This window comes from Sphingobium sp. D43FB (genome assembly GCF_002312805.1).
Taxonomy (GTDB): Bacteria; Pseudomonadota; Alphaproteobacteria; order Sphingomonadales; family Sphingomonadaceae; genus Sphingobium.
Window position 1 is genome coordinate 1 of the sequence record NZ_NMUA01000208.1, and the last position, 430, is coordinate 430.

At 65.6% G+C, this 430-nt stretch carries 1 protein-coding gene; it reads left to right on the forward strand.

Annotation, left to right across the window (positions count from 1 at the left end):
* The coding region (locus SxD43FB_RS24060) for a recombinase family protein (RefSeq protein WP_141249666.1) at positions 1-430 on the forward strand (430 nt) is incomplete at both ends.

Here is a 430-nt window from a genome sequence, read left to right on the forward strand (position 1 = left end):
CCGGCCTCGGGCTCGAAGGTCAGCAGCAATGCGTCGCGGAGTTCGTCGCGAACCGGGGCGCCCAGATCGTGGCGCAGGTCACCGAGGTGGAGAGCGGCCGGTCGAACAGCAGACCCGAACTGGCGCGCGCGCTGGACCTGTGCCGCAGGCACGGCGCGACGCTCCTCATAGCCAAACTAGACAGGCTGGCCCGAAAGGTCTCCTTCATCGCCGATCTGATGGAGCGCGATGTCCCGTTCATCGCCTGCGACCGCCCAAATGCGAGCGCATTCGAACTCCACATTTTTGCCGCCATGGCAGAGCAGGAGGCGCGAGAGATCAGCGTCCGCACCAAGGTAGCGTTGGCTGCCGCCAAGGCGCGCGGCGTGAAGCTCGGCAACCCGAACGGTTTTGGTGGCAAAATTTACGACAACAGCGCGGCCGTCGTGCG